This window comes from Paractinoplanes hotanensis (assembly GCF_023717965.1).
GTDB lineage: Bacteria > Actinomycetota > Actinomycetes > Mycobacteriales > Micromonosporaceae > Actinoplanes > Actinoplanes polyasparticus.
This window is the reverse complement of sequence record NZ_JAMQOL010000048.1, coordinates 77,389-95,156: the sequence shown is the minus strand read 5'-3', so window position 1 is coordinate 95,156 and position 17,768 is coordinate 77,389. Positions and strand designations below refer to the sequence as shown.

16 protein-coding genes are annotated in these 17,768 nt (G+C 71.4%); 10 read left to right on the top strand and 6 right to left on the bottom strand.

Annotated features, from left to right (window positions below):
• Positions 1 to 66 precede the first annotated feature (66 nt).
• Positions 67 to 846: a membrane protein insertase YidC gene (yidC, locus tag LXN57_RS33135; protein ID WP_251802153.1), complete on the top strand. Its 780-nt coding sequence runs from the start codon at positions 67 to 69 to the stop codon at positions 844 to 846.
• Positions 847 to 920: 74 nt separating this feature from the next.
• Here the strand turns inward: yidC and LXN57_RS33130 are convergent, their stop codons facing one another.
• Entirely contained in the window at positions 921 to 1,130 is a 210-nt protein-coding gene (locus tag LXN57_RS33130) for a dodecin (protein WP_251802152.1), read from the bottom strand.
• A 346-nt stretch (positions 1,131 to 1,476) separates the two neighbouring features.
• On the opposite strand from LXN57_RS33130, the gene LXN57_RS33125 reads away from it, so the two are divergent.
• The gene (locus LXN57_RS33125; protein WP_251802151.1) at positions 1,477 to 1,842 is read left to right on the top strand and encodes a glycosyl hydrolase; all 366 of its coding nucleotides are present in this window, start codon (positions 1,477 to 1,479) and stop codon (positions 1,840 to 1,842) included.
• Between the two features lie 266 nt (positions 1,843 to 2,108).
• On the top strand, positions 2,109 to 4,058 hold the full coding sequence (locus LXN57_RS33120) for a GAF domain-containing protein (RefSeq protein ID WP_251802150.1): 1,950 nt from the start codon (positions 2,109 to 2,111) through the stop codon (positions 4,056 to 4,058).
• Between the two features lie 287 nt (positions 4,059 to 4,345).
• On the opposite strand, the gene LXN57_RS33115 is transcribed toward LXN57_RS33120, so the two are convergent.
• From LXN57_RS33115 to LXN57_RS33095, 5 genes are all read right to left on the bottom strand, one after another.
• Positions 4,346 to 6,730: an FtsX-like permease family protein gene (locus LXN57_RS33115; protein WP_251802230.1), complete on the bottom strand. Its 2,385-nt coding sequence runs from the start codon at positions 6,728 to 6,730 to the stop codon at positions 4,346 to 4,348.
• 5 nt (positions 6,731 to 6,735) lie between these two features.
• Positions 6,736 to 7,440, bottom strand: a complete 705-nt coding sequence (locus LXN57_RS33110) for an ABC transporter ATP-binding protein (RefSeq protein ID WP_251802149.1) — start codon at positions 7,438 to 7,440, stop codon at positions 6,736 to 6,738.
• Between the two features lie 126 nt (positions 7,441 to 7,566).
• The gene (locus LXN57_RS33105; RefSeq protein WP_251802229.1) at positions 7,567 to 8,217 is read right to left on the bottom strand and encodes a response regulator; all 651 of its coding nucleotides are present in this window, start codon (positions 8,215 to 8,217) and stop codon (positions 7,567 to 7,569) included.
• Positions 8,218 to 8,225: 8 nt separating this feature from the next.
• Complete coding sequence (locus tag LXN57_RS33100) at positions 8,226 to 9,380, bottom strand: sensor histidine kinase (protein ID WP_251802148.1); 1,155 nt, start codon at positions 9,378 to 9,380, stop codon at positions 8,226 to 8,228.
• A gap of 48 nt (positions 9,381 to 9,428) precedes the next feature.
• Positions 9,429 to 9,839 carry a TIGR03618 family F420-dependent PPOX class oxidoreductase gene (locus LXN57_RS33095; protein ID WP_251802147.1) on the bottom strand — a complete coding sequence of 137 codons (411 nt, stop codon included), beginning with the start codon at positions 9,837 to 9,839 and terminating at the stop codon, positions 9,429 to 9,431.
• A 24-nt stretch (positions 9,840 to 9,863) separates the two neighbouring features.
• Between LXN57_RS33095 and LXN57_RS33090 the strand changes: the two genes are divergently transcribed.
• The 7 genes from LXN57_RS33090 (at position 9,864) to LXN57_RS33060 (ending at position 17,746) form a co-directional block, all read left to right on the top strand.
• Complete coding sequence (locus LXN57_RS33090) at positions 9,864 to 10,607, top strand: IclR family transcriptional regulator (protein ID WP_251802146.1); 744 nt, start codon at positions 9,864 to 9,866, stop codon at positions 10,605 to 10,607.
• A 49-nt stretch (positions 10,608 to 10,656) separates the two neighbouring features.
• Complete coding sequence (locus LXN57_RS33085; protein ID WP_251802144.1) at positions 10,657 to 11,427, top strand: 2-keto-4-pentenoate hydratase; 771 nt, start codon at positions 10,657 to 10,659, stop codon at positions 11,425 to 11,427.
• The gene (locus LXN57_RS33080; protein WP_251802143.1) at positions 11,427 to 12,347 is read left to right on the top strand and encodes an acetaldehyde dehydrogenase (acetylating); all 921 of its coding nucleotides are present in this window, start codon (positions 11,427 to 11,429) and stop codon (positions 12,345 to 12,347) included. The genes LXN57_RS33085 and LXN57_RS33080 overlap by 1 nt, the downstream gene beginning before the upstream one ends.
• A gap of 64 nt (positions 12,348 to 12,411) precedes the next feature.
• On the top strand, positions 12,412 to 13,434 hold the full coding sequence (gene dmpG, locus LXN57_RS33075) for a 4-hydroxy-2-oxovalerate aldolase (RefSeq protein ID WP_251802142.1): 1,023 nt from the start codon (positions 12,412 to 12,414) through the stop codon (positions 13,432 to 13,434).
• A gap of 9 nt (positions 13,435 to 13,443) precedes the next feature.
• A complete protein-coding gene (locus tag LXN57_RS33070) occupies positions 13,444 to 14,829 on the top strand; it encodes a S28 family serine protease (protein WP_251802140.1) in 1,386 nt (461 codons plus the stop codon).
• Between the two features lie 36 nt (positions 14,830 to 14,865).
• A complete protein-coding gene (locus LXN57_RS33065; protein ID WP_251802139.1) occupies positions 14,866 to 15,735 on the top strand; it encodes a DUF1963 domain-containing protein in 870 nt (289 codons plus the stop codon).
• 268 nt (positions 15,736 to 16,003) lie between these two features.
• On the top strand, positions 16,004 to 17,746 hold the full coding sequence (locus LXN57_RS33060; protein WP_251802228.1) for a putative glycosyltransferase family protein: 1,743 nt from the start codon (positions 16,004 to 16,006) through the stop codon (positions 17,744 to 17,746).
• Positions 17,747 to 17,768 lie beyond the last annotated feature (22 nt).

The following is a 17,768-nucleotide window of genomic DNA, read 5'->3' as shown; positions in this document are numbered from 1 at the left end:
CGCCTGGTCAGTCACGCTCGACCGCCCCACGATGCCCCATCCGTCGCATCGAAGGGTCGTCCCGTCGTGTCCATCTTCTATTCCGGCATCTCCGCGCTTCTGATCTTCTGGCACTCCGTCTGGGACGCCCTGCTGGGCGCCCCGGAATTCCTCAGCACCGACTGGTCGTGGGTGCTCGGCATCGTCTTCCTCGTGGTGACCGTCCGGGTGGCGTTGCTGCCCCTCTACGTCCGGCAATACCGTTCCCAGCTGGCGATGCAGCGCCTGCAGCCCGAGATCCGGGAGCTGCAGCAGAAGCACAAGGGCGACGCCATGACGTTGGGCGCCGCGGTGTCCGCGCTCTACAAGCGTGAGGGCGTCAGCCCGTACGCGAGCTTTGTGCCCCTGCTCCTGCAGATCCCCGTCTTTCTGGCGCTGTTCCACGTGCTGCGCCACCTGCGGCCGGAGATCACCGATCCGGCCACCCAGACGCTCTACGGCTGGACGGCCACGCAGTTCCACGACGCCTCGCACGCGCTGCTGCTGGGGGCGCCGCTCGCCTCGAGCTTCAGCAGCGGCGGCGTGACCATGATCGTGGCCGCCGTCCTGATCGCGGCCATGGTGAAGACCACGTTCCTCACCACCCGGCTGTCGATGGCGAACAGCGGCCCGACCGGCGATCCCACGCAGCTCCTGATCCGGCGTTTGATGACGTACGGGATTCCGCTCTCCCTGCTCGTCTCGGGCGTCATCTTCCCGGTGGGCGTGTTGCTCTACTGGACCACTCAGAACGTGTTCGCGCTGGGGCAGCAGGCATGGCTGATCCGCCGGCACCCGCCCGTCAAGGCGCCGGCGCCCGCCGACTGACAGCCGGTCCCGCCCGCCGGTCCCGCGCCGGTCCCGCGCCGGTCCCGCGCCGTCGGGGCCGGCCGGTGGCGGCGTCAGTCCTCGACCCGGAAGCCGATCTTCAGCCGGACCTGGAAGTGCGCGACCTCGCCGTCGACGACCTGACCGCGGATCTCCTGCGCCTCGAACCACTCGATGTTCCGTACGGTCTGGGAAGCCTTGGCGACGGCCGTGCGGATCGCGTCGTCGATGCTGGTGGGACTGCTCCCGACGACCTCGCTGAGCCGGTAGACGTGATTGGTCATGACAGCCTCCTCGCTGAGGGATCTCCCGCCCACTCAACCAGACCGGTGACGTGTGCGGGAAAACCCGGCGTTTCCCGGCCGATTGCCCCGCCGGCAGCTACACCGAGGCGCGGGCGGCAACACGCGCACGGTCATCGCGCTCTACCCGCGGATCTCACCCAGACCACCACGCTGCTGAGCAACGAACTCAACAACCCGGCCGACTTCCGCGGCGACGACACGGACTGGACCGGCAAGGGCCCGGGCCGCGAGGCCCGGATCGCGGAGATCGCCGCGGCCGCGGCGGGCGGCAGCCACCCTGGCCAAGTTCGACCCCAACCGGGCCGCCGCCGGACGGTACGGCGGCATGGTCGACCTGCTGATCCGCGTCGCCAACAACTACGACCGCAACGACACCCGATTCCCGTACCTGCACGACTTCGACATCTACGCCGGCCACGACTGGGCCTCCTGGCACGGCGCTTTCGGCGCCGGCAACAACCAGGAGTCGTCCGCCGAGGGGCAGAACCTCGCCAACGCGCTCATTCAATGGGGCCAGGCCATCGGCAACAACGTGGTGCGCGACGCCGGCATCTGGATCCACACCATGCAGCCGCGACGACCAACGAGTACTGGTTCGACGTACGCAACGAGAACTTCCCCGCCACCTTGGGGCCACAACTACACGGCCATCGTGTGGGGCTCCGGCGGCGCGTACGCGACCGGGTTCTAGGGCGAGCACGAGATGGTGGTCGACATCAACGTGCTGCCGATGACCGGCGGTCAGCTCTATCTGGGCGAATACCGGACGCGACCACCACCCCGGCCGAGCACCACGCCCCTGTCCACCCCGACCAGGCAGCCGCCGACCACACCCCGTCCACGACGCCACCCACCACACCCGGCGTGGCCTCGTGGGCGCCGAACACGCCGTACGCGATCGGGTCGGTCGTCACCTACAGCAAGCGGTACCGCTGAATCCAGGCCCATGGACGAGCGGTGCACGCCGGGGGCGGGCGCGCCGTCGCCGAATCCGAGGAGACCGCGGTGTGCGGGGATGCCGAGGCCGGGATCGGGATCGGTGAGCTCGGCGACGCCATCGCCGAGGGCGGGGTCGTGCACGCGCAGGTGAATGTCGCCGCGCTCCAGTATTCGGGTGTCCTCACCCGAAGCCGTCCGTGTTCGATGCAGTATGCCAGCTATCTGCCGTTTGAGCTGGGGGAATTTGCGGGTTTGGTCGGTCGTGGACCGGATGGGGCGAGAGCCCACAGGACCCGCCGCTTGGCGGACGGCCAAAGCTGGGTTATCCCTCAGGCAGCGCTTTGTCGGCCGATGAGAGTAGTGCCGGGTGGGATCCGCCCCGGCGTGGTGAAGGGGGCTCCGATGGGCTGGTTCGGTGGGCAGAACACGGCGGCCCAGGCATTGGCACAGGCGGTAGCAACCGAGTCGCAGGAGAACACCGCCGCGATCATAAAGGTGCTGGACGCGCTGGCCGGCGCAGATACCGCCGCAGGCGCGGCCCGGGCCGCGTTGGACGCGGTCCGGGGCAGTTTCGGCTGGACGTATGGCTCGTATTGGCGGGTCAACCGCGCCGTGAAGGCGTTACGGTTCGTGACGGAGTCCGGTGACGCCGGCCCGGAGTTTCGGCAGGTGACCCTGTCCGCGTCGTTCGCCGAAGGCGTGGGGCTGGCCGGGCGGGCATGGCGGGCCCGGGACCTGGTCTTCGTCGCTGATCTTGGCCAGCTTGCGGACTGCGTCCGGGCACCGGTCGCGCAGCGAGCCGGGGTGAAAAGCGGCGTGTGTTTCCCGTTGTTCGAGGACGGCGCTGTGGTCGCCACGATGGACTTCTTCGCCACCCAGACGCTGAACCCGTCGCTGCAGCGGCTGGACACGCTGCGCGCGGTCGGCCGGCTCGTGTCGCAAAGTTTGGAACGACTCGCGGACGGCGAACGCCAAGCCGCCGCCACGGCCGACGCCGGCGCCGTGACCACCGTGCTGCGGGAGGTGTCCGCCGCTGCCTCGGCCGCGGACGCGGCCCGCCGAGCATTGGACACCATCCGCCGGGAGTTCGGGTGGGCCTACGGCTCGTACTGGCAGATCGACCCTAGCGACAACGAGCTGCATTTCGTCGTGGAGTCCGGCACCGCGGGAGAGGAGTTTCGGCGGGTCACCGAACAGGCCAGCTTCGCCGAAGGAGTCGGCCTGGCCGGCCGGGCCTGGCGTAAGAAGGACATGCTGTTCGTGCGGGACCTCGGCGATCTGACCGACTGTGTCCGATCGCCCGCCGCGCAACGCGCCGGGGTGAAATCCGGAGTGGCGCTACCACTGATCGTGCGTGGCGCCGTGATCGGCACCATGGACTTCTTCACCACCGAAGTCCTCGACGAACTGTCGGACAGCCGCACCGACGCGCTGCGCAACGCGGTGTTCCTGATAGCCGAAGCGATGCAACGCATCGAGGAGACCAACCGGGTCAGCGTTGCCGGCGCGGAGCTGGTCACCTCGATTGAGGAGGCCGAACGCAACGTTGTGCAGGCCACCACCGTGGCCGTCGAAGCGCAGACGATGACAGTCGGCGCGAATGCCTCCGTCCGGCGGCTTGAAGAGTCCAGCGGCAAGATCGGCGACGTCGTCAAGGTGATCACCGCGATCGCCACCCAGACCAACCTGCTCGCGCTCAACGCCACCATCGAAGCCGCCCGCGCCGGGGAGCTCGGCAAAGGCTTCGCCGTGGTCGCCGGCGAGGTCAAAGAACTCGCCATGAGCACCGGCCGCGCCACTGAAGACGTCGGCAACCTGGTCACCGCGATCCAAACCGACGCGGCCACCGTCGTCGAAGCCCTCGCCGCCATCGCCCAGATCGTCGACCGAATCAACGAGACCCAAACCATGATCAGCGGTGTCCTCACCGAACAAGCCGCCGTCACCCGCGACCTCGTCGGCGCATAAGGGTCAGCCGTCCGCACCACGCCCAAGACCAACACACCCACCTCGACCTGGCCGAACTTGCCGGCGGTCAGGGCCGCTACCGGGAGTCGATCGAGAACATCAAGCTGGCGGCGACCGTCCACGACAGCGACCGGGATGGCGGCAACATCTCAGCTGACCGCCCCCAGCGAGCTGTCAGTCGTGCACGATCTGCTTCAGCATGGCCCGCAGCAGTTGCACGCCGAGGATGAGGACCCGCTGCGGGCGCGGGCCGGTGGTGGCGACGCCGGCGTTCCAGCCGAAGGTGATCAGCCGTCGGCGGCCAGGTTCTCGGCTGTGGGCAGGCGGACGGCGCGGCGGGCCGGGAGGATCGAGGCGGTCAGCGAGACCAGCGCAGCCACCGCGAGCAGCACGCCGAGGCGGTCCCAGGGCATGGTCAGGGCGAGGCCGGAGCCGTGCATCTCGACCGAGCCGAGGGCCGAGAGCGTGATGGCGACGCTGACCGCCACGCCGATCAGGGTGCCGGTCAGGGCCATGACGAGCGCCTCGGTGGCCAGGGTCAGGCGCAACTGGCGGCGGGTCAGGCCGATCGCCCGCAGCAGGGCGTTCTCGCGGGTGCGTTCGACCACCGACAGCGTCAGGGTGTTGGCCACGCCGACCAGCGCGATGAGGACCGCCAGCGCGAGCAGGGCGGTGACCACGCCCAGCGCCTCGTTCAGGCTGGCGTTGAGCCGCTCGGCGTACTCGTCGCGGTCGTAGGCGACCGCGGCCGGGAAGGCGGCCAGGGCGCGGTCGATCGCCGTGCGGGCGTTGCCGGTGGAAACGCCGGCGGCTGGGTCGGCCTGCACGTCGGCGAGCCAGGGCGTCTCGAACATCGCGGTGATGTCCTCGGGCGTCAGCCAGGCGGTCCGGGTGCCGGGGGCGATCGACGCGACCTCGAACGTACGTCCGTTGATCTTGATGGTGCCGCCGGCGGCGACGTCCGCGTCCGCGGTGACCACGGCGGTGCCCGGGCGCGGTGCCCCGGTGTGGATCTCGAGGCCGGTGTCGTTGTCGAAGGCCTGGTAGTCGGGGTGGACGGCGCCGATCTCCGGCTGCCGGCGCAGGGCGTCGATCAGGGCGGGCGACAGAGCGCCGAGGCCCGCGCTGTCGCTGATCAGGAACTGCGCGAACATCTTCTCGTCGGCGCGTCGTTCGGCCGGGGCCTCGGCGCTCCGGGCGATCAGCGTGAACGTGCCGACCAGGGTCACGCCGACGACGAGCGCGTTGGTCGTGGTGGCGATGCGGCGCGGGTTGCGGACGGCGTTGAGCAGGGCCAGCGAGACGGTGGCCCCGCCGAGCGCGCCCAGCGGCCGGGCGACGATCCGGACCAGGGCCGGCACCACGATCGGGCTCAGCAACAGGAACCCGGTCACGGTGAGCAGCGTGCCGCCGATCACCACCGCGATCTGGTGGACCGCCGTGGCGGCGAAGAGGCCGGCCAGGCCGGCGGCGAAGATCGCGGTTCCCCCGATCCGGCGGGCCCGGCCGGTGGCGCGGGCGACCTGCACGGCGGCGTCGGAGAGGGCGGCCACGGGCGGGACGGCGGTGCCGCGCCGGGCCGGCAGCAACGCCGACACCACCGTCACGCCGGCGCCGACGGCCAGCGCCACCATCGCCGTCCGGACGGTGAGCACCGGGGCGACCCCGGCCGGGACCCCGAGTGCGGAGAGGGCGGACGGAAGCCCGTACGCGAGCAGGAAGCCCCCGCCGAGGCCGAGCACCGACCCGCCCAAGCCGATCACGGCCGCCTCCACCAGGACCGAGCGGAACACCTGGCGGCGGGTCGCGCCGATCAGCCGCAGCAGGGCGGTCTCCCGGGTGCGCTGGGCCAGCAGGATGGTGAACGTGTTGGCGATGACGAACGCGGCCATGCACACCGCGATCACGCCGAAGCCGATCAGCCCGTTGCGGAACGTCTCGGCGTCGCCGACCGCGGCGTCCCGTGCCTGCCGCACCAGTTCGTCGTGGGGGAGGGCCTGGGCGCCGACCGCGGCCGCGATCCGGGCCGCCAGCTCCTCGTCGGTGACCCCGGGCGCCGCGTCGACGATGATCGTGGTCGACGGCCAGCCCGCGATCGCTTCGACGTCGGCGGTCGTCAGGGCGAGCAGGGCGCCCGCGTCCGCCCCGGCCGCGGTCAGGCCGACGACGGTGTACCGGCGGGCCTCCTGACCGGAGTTGCTGATCAGCAGCTGGTCGCCGATCCGGAGGTTCTCGCGGTCCGCGGTGCGCTCGTCGAGAGCGACCTCGCCGGAGGCCGACGGGAGCCGCCCCGGGCCGGCCGTGAGCGAGCGCAGGGCGGGATCGGCGGGCACGCCGACCACCCGGTGATCGCCGCCGACCTTCCGGCCGTCGGCGGCGGCCAGGCCCACGGAGTACAGCGTCCACGCCGTGTCGGCCGCCCGGACGCCGTCGACCGCGCGCACCCGGTCGAGCATGTCGTCGGTCTCCGAGGACGCCGCGGTTTCGCCCGATGTCACCTCGACGTCGACGGCGCGGTACTGCTCGGCGGCCCGGCCGGTCATGGCCTGGGCGAGGCCGTCGGTGAACATGAGACTGCCGGCCACGAACGCGACGCCCAGGACGACGGCCAGCGACGAGAGCAGCGACCGGGTCAGGTGGGCCCGGGCCGTACGCAGGGTCAGCCCCACCATGCCGGTCACCGGGACCCCTCCAGCAGCGCGGTGGGATCCTCGACGGCGTAGGCGAACCGGCCGTCGCGCAGGAACACCACCCGGTCGCAGCGCGCGGCGGCGTGCACGTCGTGGGTCACCATCACCACGGTCTGCCCGAGCAGCGTCACCGCGTCGCGCAGCAGCCCCAGCACCTCGGCGCCGGACTGCGAGTCCAGGTTGCCGGTCGGCTCGTCGGCGAACACCACCCAGGGCCGTGTGATCAGGGCGCGGGCCACGGCGACCCGCTGCTGCTGCCCGCCGGACAGTTCCGAGGGGCGGTGACCGAGCCGGTCGGTCAGCCCGACCGCTGCCACCACCCGGTCGAACCACTGCTTGTCCGGCCGGCGCCCGGCGATCGCCAGCGGCAGCAGGATGTTCTCGCGGGCCGACAGCACCGGCAGCAGGTTGAACCTCTGGAACACGAAGCCCACGTGGTCGCGGCGCAGCAGCGTCAGCTTCTCGTCGTTCAGCGTGGTCAGGTCGACGTCGCCGATCCGGACGACCCCGCTCGACGGCTGGTCGAGGCCGGCCAGGCAGTGCAGCAACGTCGACTTGCCCGAGCCGGAGGCCCCCATGATGGCGTGGAACCGGCCCGCCTCGAACGTGACGTCCACGCCGTCGAGCGCGGCCACGGCGGTCTCGCCGGCGCCGTACACCTTGCTCAGGCCGATGGCCTGCAGAGCTGGCACGGTTGTTCTCCTGCACGTCGATGATCAGTGATCCCGACGCTAGGGGCGGGCGGGCGGCGCGGCGTCCGTCGTGGTGCTGGTTCGGCGCGTACGACTTGAGTCGTACCCGGGCCCGGCGGCTGCGACTCAGGTATCGCGGCCCGGGCGGACCAGGCCCGACTCGTACGCGAAAACCACCGCCTGGACCCGGTCGCGCAGACCGAGCTTGGCCAGGATCCGCCCGATGTGGGTCTTGACCGTCGCCTCGGCGACCTGGAGCCGGCCACCGATCTCGACGTTGGACAGGCCCTGCGCGACCAGTAGCAGAACCTCCTTCTCGCGGTCGGTCAGGTCGGGCGCCGCCGCCGCGGAGTCGGCCCGCGGCACCAGCCGGCCGGCGAAGCGGTCGAGCAGCCGCCGGGTCACCCGCGGCGCGACCACGGCGTCGCCCCCGGCCACCACGCGGATCGCCGTCAGCAACTCGTCCGGCGGCACGCTCTTGAGCAGGAACCCGCTCGCCCCGGCCTGCAACGCGGCGAACGCCTCCTCGTCGGTGTCGAACGTGGTCAGCACCAGCACCCGGGGCCGCGGGCCGGCCGCGCAGATCTGCCGGGTCGCGGCCACCCCGCCGAGCACCGGCATCCGCAGGTCCATCACCACGACGTCGGCCTCGGTGGTACGCAGCAGGCGCAGCGCCTCGGCGCCGTCCCCCGCCTCGCCGACCACCTCGAGGTCGTCCTGGTAGTCGAGCACCATGCGGAAACCCGCCCGGACCAGGTGCTGGTCGTCGACGAGCATGACCCGGATCAAGCCGGCACCGCCTCGCCCGCCAGCGGGATGCGGGCGCGCACCCGCCAGCCCCCGGCCAGCGACGGCCCCGCGTCGAACGTGCCCCCGTACAGCGTGGCCCGTTCCCGCATGCCGACCAGCCCGTGCCCGCCGGCCGGGGCCGTCATCCCGCCCGCGCCGGTGTCGGTGACCTCCAACTCGACCGCACCGGCCCGGTAGGTGACGCGGACAGTCGCCGCCGGCGCCGGGCCCGCGTGCTTGAGCGTGTTGGTCAGCGATTCCTGGACGATCCGATAGACGGCCAGCGCGACGCCGCCGGGCACCTCGGGCGCGGAGCCGTCCACAACCAGGTCGACCGCCACGCCCGCGGCGCGGGCCCGCTCCACCACGGAGGCGACGGCGTGGTCGCCGCCGGGCTGGTCGTCGCCGTCGCCGCGCAGGATCCGCACCAGCTGCCGGATCTCCTCGAGCGCGTCGCGCCCGGTCGCGCCGATCGTGCGCAGCGCCTCGCGGGCCCGGCCGGGGTCGTGCTCGAAGGCGTACTCGCCGCCGTTGGCCTGAAGCACAATCACCGACAGCGAATGGGCGACGATGTCATGCAGCTCCCGCGCGATCCGCGCCCGCTCCTCGGCCACGGCGATGCGGGTCAGCTGCTCCCGCTCCCGTTCGGTGTTCCGGCGGCGTTCCTCGGCCGTCACCCGCTGCTGGCGGTAGAAGCGGACGCTCAGGGCAGCCGCCCACACGACAGCCGCGTAGCCGAGCAGATCCACGACGGTGGCGGCGACGCTGCGCGGCTCGACCGGCGCTCTCTCGAGCAGCAGGGCGGCGCCGACCAGCGCGGCGAGCCCGCAGGCCACCGCGGTGCGCAGGGACTGGGCGTACGCCAGCACGGCGTGGGTGGCCACAGCCAGCGACACCAGCAGCATGCCCTCGTGCAGGCTCGTCCCGTCGACCTCGATGGGCGCGGCCAAGGCAGCCAGCAGGCCGACCACGACGAGTACGAGGACAGGCCGCCGCCGGCGCCACAGGAGTGCCGCCCCGACCAGCAGCCCGTAGAGAAGCCCACCCAGCCGGAACTGATGCCACCACCACGTGGACAGCGCCACCATCGAGCCCGACACCGCCAGATCGAGCAGGAGACCGGCATCCAGGCGGCGCAAGAGACTCGGCATACCGCGAGAGTAATGACTGCGTGTCACGCCTGGTCTCCACCGCCACCTCTACTGGGTGCGGAGCTTGCCCCAGACGTGCCAGTGGGTGATTTCCACCTGGGCGCTGACGCGGGGGCGCTCGCGGTTGGCGTACGGCTCGCCGCCGTAGTGGCGGGAGAGGCGGTCGATGTCGCGCAGGCCCTCGTCGGGGACGATGGAGACGACCTTGCCCTGCAGGCTGACGTGGGTGTACCAGTCGTCCTGGGCCAGCACGGTGAGCGAGATGCGGGGATCCTTCTCCATGTGCTTGATGCGGGCGCGCTTGGCGTCCAGGCCGAGCAGGATGCGGCCGTCGTCCTCGAGCAGGTACCAGGTGGCGACGCTCACCGGGCGGCCGTCGGCGGCGACGGTGGCCATGACGGCCGGGTTGGGCAGGCGCAACATGTCGATGACCGGCTGCGGCATAGGAGTCGTAGACATCCCAGCAGCTTAGGCTTCGAAGGTATGACGGTGATCGCCAAGGTGTCGGCCATCCTCGACGCCTTCGGCGCCGACGACCGGGGGCTCGGGTTCGCCGAGCTGCAGCGGCGTACGGGGCTGGCCAAGGCGACGCTGCACCGGCTGACCGGCGAGATGGTCGAGGCGCGGCTGCTCGACCGGGCGGGCGACGGCCGGTTCCACCTCAGCGGCTACCTGTTCGCCCTCGGCATGCGCGCCTCGGTCGAGCGCAGCCTGCTCGAGGTGGCCACGCCCTTCCTGGAGGACCTCTACGAACGTACGCATGAAACCGTGCACCTGGGCCTGCGGGAGGGCGCCGAGGTCGTCTACGTGGCCAAGATCGGCGGCCACCGGCAGGCCCGGGCGCCCTCGCGGCTGGGTGGGCGGATGCCGCTGCACGCCACGGCGATCGGCAAGGCGCTGCTGGCTTTCGCGCCCGATCCCGTACGGGCCGAGGTGCTCGCGTCGCCGCTGGCCCGCCTGGCGCCGCGCACCGTCACGTCGCCATTGATCCTGCGGCGGCAGCTCGACGAGGCGGCCGCGACCCGGGTGACCTTCGAGGCCGAGGAATCGGCGGTCGGGATCGTCTGCGTCGGCGCCCCCGTGCTCGACTCCGACGACCTGGCCGTGGCCGCCGTCAGCGTGGCCGGCCCGGCCACCCGTTTCCGCCCCCAGCAGCACGCCGGCTCGGTGAAGGCGGCCGCCGCGGGCATCGCGGCCATGCTCGCCCGGCGGAAAAGTTCCGCCTAGCGGAACTCTTCGGTAGGCCGCGGCGGCCGGAATCAGGCATGGTCGGCACATGACCTCACCCGCGGCGCAACGCCTGCTCGACGCGGCGCGCACCAAGACCCCGTGCCCGCCCGTCCGTGACCTGCTCGGCGCCGACGACATCGAGGCCGCGTACGCCGTCCAGCGGGAACTCACCGAGCTGCGGCTGCGGACGGCCCGGATCGTCGGCCACAAGGTCGGCCTGACCTCGCCCGCCGTGCAGAAGCAGCTCGGGGTCGACCAGCCCGATTTCGGCGTGCTCTTCGACGACATGGACGTCAGCGCGCTCGACCCGGTGCCGGTCGGCGGCCTGTTGCAGCCGCGGGTCGAGGCCGAGGTGGCGTTCCTGCTCGGCGCCGACCTGACCGGCGACTTCACGACGGGCGACGTGTGGAACGCGGTCGACGAGATGGCGCCCGCGCTCGAGATCGTCGACAGCCGGATCGCCGGCTGGGACATCAGCATCGCCGACACCGTCGCCGACAACGCCTCCAGCGCCCTGTTCGTGCTGGGCGACCGGCGGGTGCGGCTCGACGCGCTGCGACCGGTCGACATCCAGATGGAGATGAGCGTGGACGGCGCCGTCGTCTCCAAGGGCTCGGGCGCCGCCTGCCTGGGCGACCCCCTCGCCGCGCTGGCCTGGCTGGCCGCCGCCGCCCGCGACCACGGCGATCCGCTGCGGGCGGGCCAGGTGGTGCTCTCGGGCGCGCTCGGGCCGATGGTGCCGGTGGTGCCGGGCATGCAGGTCACCGCGACGCTGTCCGGGCTGGGCATGGTCGCGGCCAACTTCGGGGAGGTCTGATGCCGACGAAGGTCGCTGTCATCGGTTCGGGCAACATCGGCACCGACCTGATGATCAAGATTCTGCGCCTCTCGGCGACGCTCGAGATCGTGGCCATGGTCGGCATCGACCCGGCCTCGGACGGGCTGGCGCGGGCGGAGCGGCTGGGCGTCGCCACCACGGCCGAGGGCGTCGACGGGCTGATCGCCATGCCCGGGTTCGACGACATCGCGATCGTCTTCGACGCCACCTCGGCCGGCGCCCATGTCGCCAATGCCGCCAAGCTCACCCCGTACGGGAAAATTCTCATCGATCTGACGCCGGCCGCCCTCGGGCCGTTCGTGGTGCCGGCGGTCAACCTCGACCTGCAGGCCGGCGTACGCAACATCAACATGGTCACCTGCGGCGGTCAGGCCACCATCCCGATCGTCGCCGCCGTCTCGCGGGTCGCCCCGGTGCCGTACGCCGAGATCGTGGCCTCCATCGCGTCGAAGTCGGCCGGACCGGGCACCCGGGCCAACATCGACGAGTTCACCGAGACCACCGCCCAGGCCATCGAGCAGGTGGGCGGGGCCGGCCGCGGCAAGGCGCTGATCGTGCTCAACCCGGCCGAGCCGCCGCTGATCATGCGGGACACCGTGCTGTGCCTGGTCGACGCGCCCGAGGCCGGAACGCGAGAGGCGATCAAGGCATCGGTGGAGGAGATGGTCAAGGTGGTCTCGGGGTACGTGCCCGGCTACCGGCTCAAGCAGCAGGTGCAGATCAACCCGATCCCGGACGACCAGCCGGTGCACACCCTGGTCGGTTCGGCCGCGGCGACCCACCAGGTGTCGGTGTTCCTGGAGGTCGAGGGAGCCGCTCACTACCTTCCCGCGTACGCCGGGAATCTCGACATCATGACCTCGGCTGCCATCGCCGCGGCGGAGAGGATCGCGGCGTGATCGACTGCACCGGAGTGAACGAAGTGGTCGTAGGGCCAGGAGAACACGCCCAGGAGGCTCAGTCATGACGAAGATCTTCGTGCAGGACGTGACGCTGCGGGACGGCATGCACGCCGTACGGCACCGGATGGCACTCGACTCGGTGGCGAGGATCGTCTCGGCCCTGGACGCGGCCGGCGTCGACGGCATCGAGGTGTCGCACGGTGACGGGCTGGCCGGCGGCAGCCTGACCTACGGGCCGGGCTCGAACACCGACTGGGAGTGGCTCGAGGTCGCGGCGGCCAACATCAGCCGCGCCCGCCTCACGACGCTGCTGCTGCCCGGCATCGGCACGATCGCCGAGCTCAGGAAGGCGTACGAGCTGGGGGTGCGCTCGGTCCGCATCGCCACCCACTGCACCGAGGCCGACGTGGCCGCGCAGCACATCGCCACCGCGCGTGGGCTGGGCATGGACGTCAGCGGGTTCCTGATGATGAGCCACATGGCGCCCGCTCCGGTTCTCGCGGCCCAGGCCAAGCTGATGGAGTCGTACGGCGCCCACTGCGTCTACGTCACCGACTCGGGCGGCCGGCTGATGATGGACGGCGTCCGCGAGCGGGTCCGCGCCTACCGCGACGTGCTCGAGCCGGAAACCGAGATCGGCATCCACGCCCACGAGAACCTGTCGCTGTCGGTGGCCAACTCGATGGTCGCCGTCGAGGAGGGTGTCTACCGGGTCGACGCCTCACTGACCGGGCTTGGGGCCGGGGCCGGCAACTGCCCGATCGAGCCGTTCATCGCGGTCGCCGACCTGCAGGGCTGGGAACACCACTGCGACCTGTTCGCGCTGCAGGACGCGGCCGAGGACCTGGTGCGCCCGCTGCAGGACAGGCCGGTGCGGGTCGACCGCGAGACGCTGACCCTCGGCTACGCGGGCGTCTACAGCTCGTTCCTGCGCCACGCCGAGGTGGCGGCCGGGCGGTACGGCGTCGATGTGCGCGATCTGCTGGTCGAGGTGGGCCGGCGAGGCCTGGTCGGTGGCCAGGAGGATCTGATCGTCGACATCGCCCTGGATCTGGTGTCCGCGGGGCCGGCCGAAATCGATTAGCATGCGTCAATGCGTCGTCTGCTGGCGGTCCTTGGTTCCGTAGTTGCCCTGCTGTTGCCCGGCCTGGTGGTGGCGTCTCCGGCCCAGGCGGCGGACGACCTGCTCGACCGCCTGAAGGCGATCCCCGGGTTGACCGTCGTCTCGGAGAGCCAGCCCACCGGCTACCGGTTCTTCGTGCTCACCTACCGCCAGCCGGCCGACCACCGGCATCCCGGCCAGGGGACGTACGAGCAGCGGCTCACGCTGCTGCACCGGTCGGCCGACGCGCCGGTCGTGCTGTCCACCGGCGGGTACGGGCTGGCGGCCAACCCCCAGCCCGGGCGCACCGAGCCGACCCGCCTGCTCGACGCCAACCAGGTGTCGGTCGAGCACCGCTTCTTCACGCCGTCGCGGCCCAGCCCGGCCGACTGGTCGGATCTGACCATCTGGCAGGAGGCCAGCGACGAGCACCGGATCGTGCAGGCGCTCAAGTCGGTCTACTCGGCGAAGTGGATCCAGACGGGGGCCAGCAAGGGCGGCATGACGTCGGTCTACCACCGGCGGTTCTACCCGAACGACATCGACGGCGTGGTGGCCTACGTGGCGCCCAACGATTCGCTCAACGACCTCGACGGCGCGTACGACCGCTTCTTCCGTACGGTGGGGGACGCGGCCTGCCGCAGCGCGCTCGACGGCGTACAGAAGGAAGCGCTGAAGCGACGCGACCGCCTCGTGCCCCGCGTGGCCGCGGCGGCCGCCGCCAACGGCTGGACCTTCAACCGCACGATCGGGACGGCCGACCGCTCGTTCGAGATGACGGTGCTCGACACGGTGTGGGCCTTCTGGCAGTACAGCGTGGCCGCCGACTGCGCGGGCGTGCCCGCCGCGACCGCCACCGACGACGAGCTCTTCAACTGGATCAACGGCGTCGCCGGCTGGTCGTTCTACACCGACCAGGGCCTCGAGTTCTACTGGCCGTACTACTACCAGGCCGCCACCCAGCTCGGCTGGCCGTCCCTGCGCTTCGACCACCTGCGTAACCTGCGCCGCTACCCGGCGCTCTACACGGCCAACTCGTCGCTGCCGCCGGAACTGCGCCGCTCGCACAACCCCCTGCCGATGCTCGACGTCGACCTCTGGGTCCGCACACTCTCGCAGCGCATGATGTTCGTCTACGGCGAGAACGACCCGTGGGGCGCCGAACGCTTCACCCCGAGCCGCCGCGACTCGGCCCTGTACGTGGCCCCCGGCGCCAACCACGGCGCCAACATCTCCCGCCTGAACCCCGACGACGCGGCCGAGGCCACCGCCACGCTGCGCCGCTGGGCCGGCGTCCCGGCCGCCACCCTCACCCAGCGCCCCGCCGCCGACCTGCCCTTCGACGACATGCTGGAGCCCCGCCGCGGGCTCGGCTGACCCCACCCCGGCTCGTTCGTGGCATCATCGTCGCCCATGGATCATCAGGGGCAGTTTCGCCGGGCGGCGCTCGAGCTGGGCATCCCGGACGACGAGGTCACCGCATTCACCGAGCACCTCCGTTTGTCGATCCGGTTGAGCGGGGGTTCGGGCGGCACTCCGGCCGGGCAGTTCGGTGGGCTGCCCCGGCTGCCGGTCGGCATGGACTGGCCGTCAGCCGGGGCCGGTCCGCTGCCGTTCGTCTTCTCGGTCGCCTGCGCGTCGTTGCCGAGAGCGGACGGCTTCGGACTCCCGGCAGACGGCTCGCTGCTGTTCTTCCTGGATCACGAGCGGGATCACGTGGCCGCTGCCGCCGGGGAACAGGATTACGCGCGAGTCGTGTACGTGCCGACCGGCGCCGACACCGAGGTGGCGGACGCACCCGCCAACTACGCGGCCGGCGAGCAGTACGACGTGGGCGCCACGCTCGTCGCGCAGCTGCCCGCGTGGTTCGAGACGGACGAGGACGAGGACGACCTGTCGCCCTTCCAGCAGCAGTTGCTCAGTGACCTCGAGCGCGACCTGCCACGCCTGGACGAGCTCTCTGCTCTGGCGGACACCCTCTGGCCGCCGGGCGAAGGACTCGCCAGCGCCTTCATCGGCGGGTATGTCGACGATGACGTGATCACGAGTATCGCGGAACAGACCCTCGCGGGTCGCGAGAAGGCCGGCGAGATCGTCATCCCGGTGGCGAAGTGGAGTTCCCACGTCGAGAAGGAGAAACACCAGCTGACGAGCGAGTGGATTGCGCTGGCCGACTTCTCCCTGGCCGACGAGTGCTACTCCGGCAGTTTCGTGATCCGCCATGACGACCTGGCCGCCCGCCGGCTGGACAAGGCGCTGTCCGTGACCCGGTTCAGCGAGTAAGGCGCACGGCCGGGAGCCTGGTCATGACGAGTCCGCCGGCCCCGCCGCGCGGACACCGTGGCGTACTCTCGTGCCGCCGATGGCGCACAGGCGGTGACCCCCGGATCGCCGAACTCGTCGTGCGGCGAAGGGTGACATTGATGTGCGACAATGTCTCGGTGTCGGGAGGGCTGGGGTGAGCGGAATCGTAGGCGCGTCACCGGACGTCGCCACCGCGGCCGACCGTGACGAGCCGGCGGCGGGTGGAAGCGCTCAGAGGTCCGGGCCGGTGCTGAACGCGGCGAAACGGCTCTGGTCGCGCCGGGAGTGGATCCTGGTGGTCCTCGGCGGGCTGGCGCTCGCCGTGGCGCTGACCTGGCCGACGATGCGCGATCCGCAACACACCGTGCCGGGGGACATCGGCGATCCGGCCATGTTCGCCTGGCAGATCGCCTGGATGGGCAACGCGCTCCTGCACCATCCCTCGCAATTGTGGGACTCGAACACGTTCTACCCCGATCCGAACTCGCTGGCCTTCACCGACACCGTCCTCGGCTACGCGCCGTTCGGGATGATCGGGTCCGGCATGGATGCGGCCGTGCTGCGCTACAACCTCTTGTACGTCCTGCTGCACGCGCTCGCCTTCGTCGGTGCGTACGCCCTGACCCGCCAGTTGGGCGCGCATCCGCTCGGCGCGGCGGTGGCCGGGATCGCGTGGGCGTTCTCGCCGTGGCGGCTCGCCCATGTCGGGCACCTGAACGTCATCTCGACCGGCGGCATCGCACTGAGCCTCGCCATGATCGCTCGCGGTCACGGCTGGTCGTTGCGCCGGGGCCATCGCCCGGACAGGCACAGCCCGGGGTGGGCGCTGGCCGGCTGGCTGGTCGGCGCCTGGCAGATCACCCTCGGCCTCGCCATCGGGCTCGTCTTCGCGTACGTGATGGTCGCCGTCTGCCTGGTGGTCGCCGCGCTCTTCGGCTGGGCCTGGTGGCGACGCGGCCGGCCGGTCTTCGGGCGGCGGCTGCTGGCCGCCGATCTGGTCGGCGGGGTGTTCTTCGGCGCCGCCACGCTGTACCTGGGACTCGCCTACTCCCGCGTCGTGGAGCTCCAACCGCAGGCCGACCGGTCGCTGGCCTGGACCGAGATGTACTCGCCGGCCTGGCGCGGCCTCTTCATCGCGCCGGAGTCGTCCTGGCTGTACGGCGCCCGGCACGCGACGGCCCGCGCTGAGCTGTCGTGGCCGCCGGAGATGGCCCTGCTGCCCGGCATAGCCCTGATCATCCTGGCCACTACGGGCATCTTCTTCTCGGTGTTCCGGGTCCGCCACCGGATCCTGCTGGCCATTGGCCTGGCCGTGGCGGTGCTGCTGACGCTCGGCGCGACCCTGCCCTGGCACGGCGATCCGGGTTATCTGACTCTCTCCAAACACCTGCCGGGCTGGTCGGCACTGCGGACCCCCGGGCGAATAATGATCTGGACCACGCTGGTGATGGCCATCCTGGCCGCCGGCGCGGTCAGCGCCTTCGTCACTGAGGTGCGCGCCGCCGCGCCCTGGCCCAAGGCCGTCGCCGCGCGGTCGGTGCTGGCCCGCGGCAAGTTCGTCGTTCTGCGGCTCGCCCTGGTGATCCCGCTCGCGCTGGTCGTCGTCGACGGGGTCAACCGAAGCCCCCACCCCGAGGTGCTGCGATACCCGGCCGCGATGGGCGTCGCGTCGGAGCCGACCCTCGTGCTGCCGAGCGAGGGCAGCCTCGAGATGTCCATCATGCTGTGGTCCACGAACGGGTTCCCGCGCATCCCCAACGGGATCGTCACCTTCGTCCCGTCCGGCCAGGAGCGGATCCGCTCGAGCAGCATGACGTTCCCGGACTCGACGAGCATCGCCTCGCTGCGGGCGGCCGGCATCAAATCGGTCGTCGTCCTGCCCGAGTGGCTGAGCGGAACCCCGTGGGAAGGGGTGCCCAACCGCCCGGTCGACGGCCTCGGCATCACGCGCGAGGAGATCGACGGCGCCCTGCTCTACCGGCTCGGCTGACGCCGCACAGAAACGTTCGACG